4 protein-coding genes are annotated in these 5,161 nt (G+C 47.1%); 3 read left to right on the plus strand and 1 reads right to left on the minus strand.

Annotated features, from left to right (window positions below; genetic code table 11):
- The 3 genes from nadB to A3751_RS07550 all read left to right on the plus strand — a co-directional run.
- The coding region (nadB, locus tag A3751_RS07540; RefSeq protein WP_068453940.1) for an L-aspartate oxidase at positions 1–1,405 on the plus strand (1,405 nt) is incomplete at its 5' end.
- A gap of 178 nt (positions 1,406–1,583) precedes the next feature.
- Positions 1,584–3,290 carry a mechanosensitive ion channel family protein gene (locus tag A3751_RS07545; protein WP_082863112.1) on the plus strand — a complete coding sequence of 569 codons (1,707 nt, stop codon included), beginning with the start codon at positions 1,584–1,586 and terminating at the stop codon, positions 3,288–3,290.
- A gap of 128 nt (positions 3,291–3,418) precedes the next feature.
- The gene (locus A3751_RS07550; protein WP_156492316.1) at positions 3,419–4,762 is read left to right on the plus strand and encodes a hypothetical protein; all 1,344 of its coding nucleotides are present in this window, start codon (positions 3,419–3,421) and stop codon (positions 4,760–4,762) included.
- 127 nt (positions 4,763–4,889) lie between these two features.
- On the opposite strand, the gene A3751_RS22685 is transcribed toward A3751_RS07550, so the two are convergent.
- On the minus strand, positions 4,890–5,161 hold a 272-nt coding region (locus tag A3751_RS22685), incomplete at its 5' end, for a hypothetical protein (RefSeq protein ID WP_197466223.1).

Here is a 5,161-nt window from a genome sequence, read left to right on the forward strand (position 1 = left end):
GGGTGGCGGCTTGTGTCACGAAGACGCAGTAAGGCAAACCGTTAATGGTGGCCGCGAAAGCATAAAATGGCTTAAGAGCATGGGCGTTAACTTTACTAAAGATAGCGCTGCCGAAAACCCCAAACACTATCACCTGACAAAAGAAGGTGGTCATAGTCATCGACGTGTTGTCCATGCCGATGATGCGACGGGCATGGCAATATCCAAGGCTCTGTGCGAGCAGACGCTTGCCGCAGAAAACGTAACGGTGTTTGAAAATCGCGTCGCGATTGACCTGATCACACATAAAAAACTTTTCCTTCCTGGCAACCGCTGCGTTGGCGCATATGTACTCAATCGGTCAGACGGCCATGTCGAATTATTTCGTGCTCGCTTTGTCATTTTGGCCACAGGCGGCGCGGCAAAAGCCTATCTTTATACCAGCAACCCTGATGGAGCGAGCGGCGATGGCATCGCGATGGCTTGGCGAAGTGGTTGCAGGGTCGCGAATATGGAGTTTAATCAGTTCCATCCAACGTGCCTCTACCACCCTCAGGCAAAAAGCTTTTTGATTACGGAGGCTGTTCGTGGCGAAGGCGGTCATTTGCTTCTGCCAAATGGAAAGCGCTTCATGCATCGCTTCGATGACCGCGAAGAGCTCGCCCCGCGAGACATCGTTGCGCGCGCTATTGACCACGAAATGAAGCGATTAGGTGCTGACCACCTTTACTTGGATATAAGCCATAAGCCTGCAGACTTTATTCGCGCTCACTTCCCGACAATCTACGAAACCTGCATGGGTTTCGGGATCGACATTACTAAAGAGCCAATACCGATCGTACCCGCAGCGCACTACACATGTGGCGGGGTGATGGTTGATCACCGCGGGCGCTCCGACGTTAATCAGCTGTATGTCATCGGCGAAGCCTCGTTCACGGGTTTGCATGGCGCCAATCGAATGGCAAGCAATTCATTGCTTGAATGCATTGTCTACGGCGACGCTGCTGCCAAAGATATCAATCAAAAAGCCGATGCCATCCCGTCGCCCCCCGAGGCACCTGAATGGGACGAATCTCGTGTCACCGACTCTGACGAAGATGTCGTCATTGCCCACAACTGGGATGAGCTAAGACGCTTTATGTGGGACTATGTTGGCATCGTTCGCACAAACAAGCGCCTGCAGCGCGCCAAACACCGCGTTGACTTACTGCACCAAGAAATTCTCGACTACTACAGTAATTACTCTGTCAGCAACGACTTGCTTGAGCTGCGTAACCTAGTCACCGTTGCAGACCTGATTATCTGCTCAGCCATCCAGCGCCAGGAAAGTCGGGGATTACACTACACGCTCGACTACCCCAATCTTCTTAGCGAAGCGCACGACACCATACTGACGCCAACAAACTACTCAACGCGAGACTGGTGAAGACTGAGCGCACGGCCAAATAGACAAACTGCCGAGTTGAGTTGAGTTGAGACAAGCGTCGAGCAAGCGCGAATCAAAATAACCTGTATGCTATGTTTGTTCTCGCGCATGTTTCGGCAGAATCAGAGCGCGGCACGACAGCAAAAAACAACAATATAGAATGACTAGGTAGGTTCTTATGAAACACTCGCTTTGGATGACAGCAAAACTAGTAATCTTGTCCTGCATTGTTACCACCGGTTTTGTCTTCAGCAGCTACGCAACAACAAACTCCGAAAACCCGCCTCCAGCCATCAAAGAGCACGCTGAATACCTAGAACTGCAACACATGATGATTGAGACAGCCGGAGAATTTGATCGTTCGACGGGATTACACCGTTTTGTGCTGGGCTCGCGATATGTAAATGCTTTTTTTGAACAAAGAGAAAAACTCGCCTCGCTTTACCAAAACTACCAAAATGCCAAAGAGCCGGACCCAGTCTTAAAAAAGATTTTAATAGACATCGTTAACGAGCAGTCGACATCCATCAAATCGATCATTGAAAAAATCGACACGCTAAATGCGCAAGATAATGACAAGCAAGCCCAACTTGAAGCGCAAACGGATATATTAATCCATGAGCAAGTCGTTGCACGTCGCAATCGGATTCTTGATCAGTACCTTCAAGCCTTATTCGTGAACACGCAGTATCAACAAGGTCTCGATCTTGATCACACATCGGACGTCACCTACCTAGAACAAAAACTTCAAACCTATGCCCGTTATGCCGCAGATAGTGTTGAAGCGCTGCTTGATGCAAGAGAGAACTTTCTACGCGTTCTTGGATTTGCAAATGCCGACGTACAGACAGAAATCAATGACAAGCTTCAAGCACTAGAACACAAAAAAGTTGGTGCGATTGAGACCCTCGCCCAGCGCATTCAATTGATGAACAGTCTTAGTATGGACACTCAAGAACTCTCTCAGTTCTTGGTGATCGCCAGAGGAAAGCTATCAGGCGACTTACTAGACGCAGATATTATCGTTGGCTTGAGCGAACAAATGACGAACGCACTTGCTCGCTGGTTTTCAGAGAACGGCATTGATCTGATTCTAAACATTATTATGTTCTTCGCGGTCCTACTCGTGTTCTCGATCATCGCCAAGCTGGTGCGTAAAGTGGTGCAAAACGCGCTTGATCACTCAAATCTCAAAATATCTGCGCTGCTACACAAGTTCTTCGTCTCCATGTCGTCAAAGCTCGTATTATTAATCGGTTTTCTAATCGCTTTATCACAGCTCGGTGTTGAGGTTGGGCCGATGCTTGCTGGCTTGGGAATGGTTGGTTTTATTATTGGCTTTGCACTTCAAGATACACTCTCGAACTTTGCCTCTGGAATGATGATCTTAATTTATCGCCCCTTCGATGAGGGGAATCTAATCGAGACAGCGGGTGTAACCGGCATCGTTTCGAAGTTAAGCCTCGTTTCGACAACCGTTCTCACTTTCGATAATCAAAGCTTGGTGATTCCAAATAGTAAAATTTGGGGAGACGTAATCCGCAATGTAACCGCACAAACGACGCGCCGCGTCGATTTGGTTTTTGGTATAGGTTATAGCGACGACATTCCAAAAGCAGAAGCTGTACTGGCAGGAATTCTCGATGAGCACCCGAAAGTATTGAAAAATCCAGAGCCAATGATCAAAGTGCATACCCTCAATGAGTCATCTGTTGATTTCATCGTTCGGCCTTGGGTCGCTACGTCCGACTACTGGGACGTCTATTGGGATATCACCCGCACCGTGAAGCAGCGTTTTGACGAGGAAGGCATCTCCATCCCCTTCCCTCAGCGGGACGTGCACGTCTACCAAGCGGCCATAGAGCAACAGGACGATTCTAAATAACCAATGATGTTGTACCATCAAGTAGGTGTGGGCGAGCGCGCTATCGCCCAATAAAAATTATGCTAAAACCTATCTCAACTATAAGCTCAACTATAAGCTCAACTTTGCGTTCAACTATGCGCTCAACGATGAGAGGTATCCTCCCTCTCGTTTTCTGCTTAACGACGATTTCGAGCGCTCAAGCGAATGAGGTCGATTACGCCAATAGCATTCTGAAAACAAACTCCAGTATATTTTGCGAGACAAAATCCGAGCAGCAAGTCGTAAACCCAAAAAAGCTATTTCTTTGGTTGCTCGATGTCGTTGATGTGAGCGATGCCGCGATGGATCTGAACGGCGATGGAAGCACCCTATATCAAGAGAAAGTAGCCCTCATAGCGGAGCCTGATGAGTTAAGCAAATGCGAGGCATCTGGACGATGCAATGATCTGGATAAGGAAAAAATCATTCAGGTACAAAACATTATCAAGAGCCTGTGGTCTCCTGCCCCGCCTAATCCATTCACCACCCGCTTCTTACCGGGTAGAGAAGGAAGCGGCTCATCCATTAATGTGCGCACGTTCTTATCAAATGACTCGGGCATCCAATCCGTCTGCCCGCCAATCGAGCCGAACGCTGAATCGCTCTCAGATTCAAATAAGAAAGACACTTCATCAAAGGCCTCAGAGAGTTGGTCAGAACGACTCATTCTCCGAGAACGTCCAGAAGACATAATCAAACCTTTTAAAGAAGGTGCTCCGGCCAACTTCTCTTATGAGCTGAATGAATTAACCAACACGAAAGACCTTGAAGTAGATCTCGTTGCAGCATTATTAATCAGTGAAAACTTTGAGGAGCAGCATTCAAGCCAATATTTTGCATACTTTCAGTCAGATACAGATATTCAAAAAGTGAAAGGGGTTAACTCGAGTTCGAGCAGGAGGGCCTTATCGCTTGGAGCAATCGCAGAATACCGGCTTGGCAGCTATGACAGCTATTTTTCAAACCACCTTATAACCATAAACCCCAGCTATACGTCCGATGCTATACAGGATAGCGACAGTCTCAATTTCATCGGCACGTGGACACCCATACCCGACCTTGGTGAGAACAACTTCTTCCTGAATATGGTGCCTATAGGCCCCTATCTTGACTTAAAAGTAAATTGGGACCTTCGGCTTGAAGGGGGCTCAATACTAAACCAAGGCAAACAGGCGTCAATCGAGAAAGACTATGCCGACTACGGCTACAACATCAACGTGATTATGAATGGTGCAAAAAACTCCATACTTGCGAAGTTTCAGTGGGATAGTAGCTACAAAAAACTCTATTCATTGCTTTCAGGGCAGCGAAGCAAAGAGTATCTCTCCAGCAAGCTACGCTATCTCATCAATACAAATCTCAGCCTTGGTGTTGGGTATGAAAAAGGACAAAAAGGCGTACAGTTTAACGAGGTAGATAAATGGAATATCAACTTTGGCGCGAAATTTTAGCCTTAAAAAGATATACAGCATACGGCCGATCATTGCTTGTTAACGAACGCTCCCTGAGGTTCTCGCCTGCTTTCACTTTCCCTTCCCATGTCTTTGATGCCATCTTCCTTATTCAATTAAAGACGCGCTAATCAAAGCCTTTGGAAAAAGTATATTCAAGCTTTACGTACAGCTCTCGATTAGTGAGATATCGTTTATCATCCACATCGCTATCCAGCTCGTACTCAAACTTAAAACCTGAAAGAATCCGTAGCGCACTGCTGGGCTGATAAATCGCCGTGTACTCGACGCTATTGCTTGTTTCTTTAGCCGTCTCGCTACCTAGCCAGATAGCCAAGTTTCGCTCAGTAATATCGTACAGCCACAAGAGGCGGTGACTAAATATTTTGCTACTTCGAT

The organism is Oleiphilus sp. HI0080, assembly GCF_001635135.1.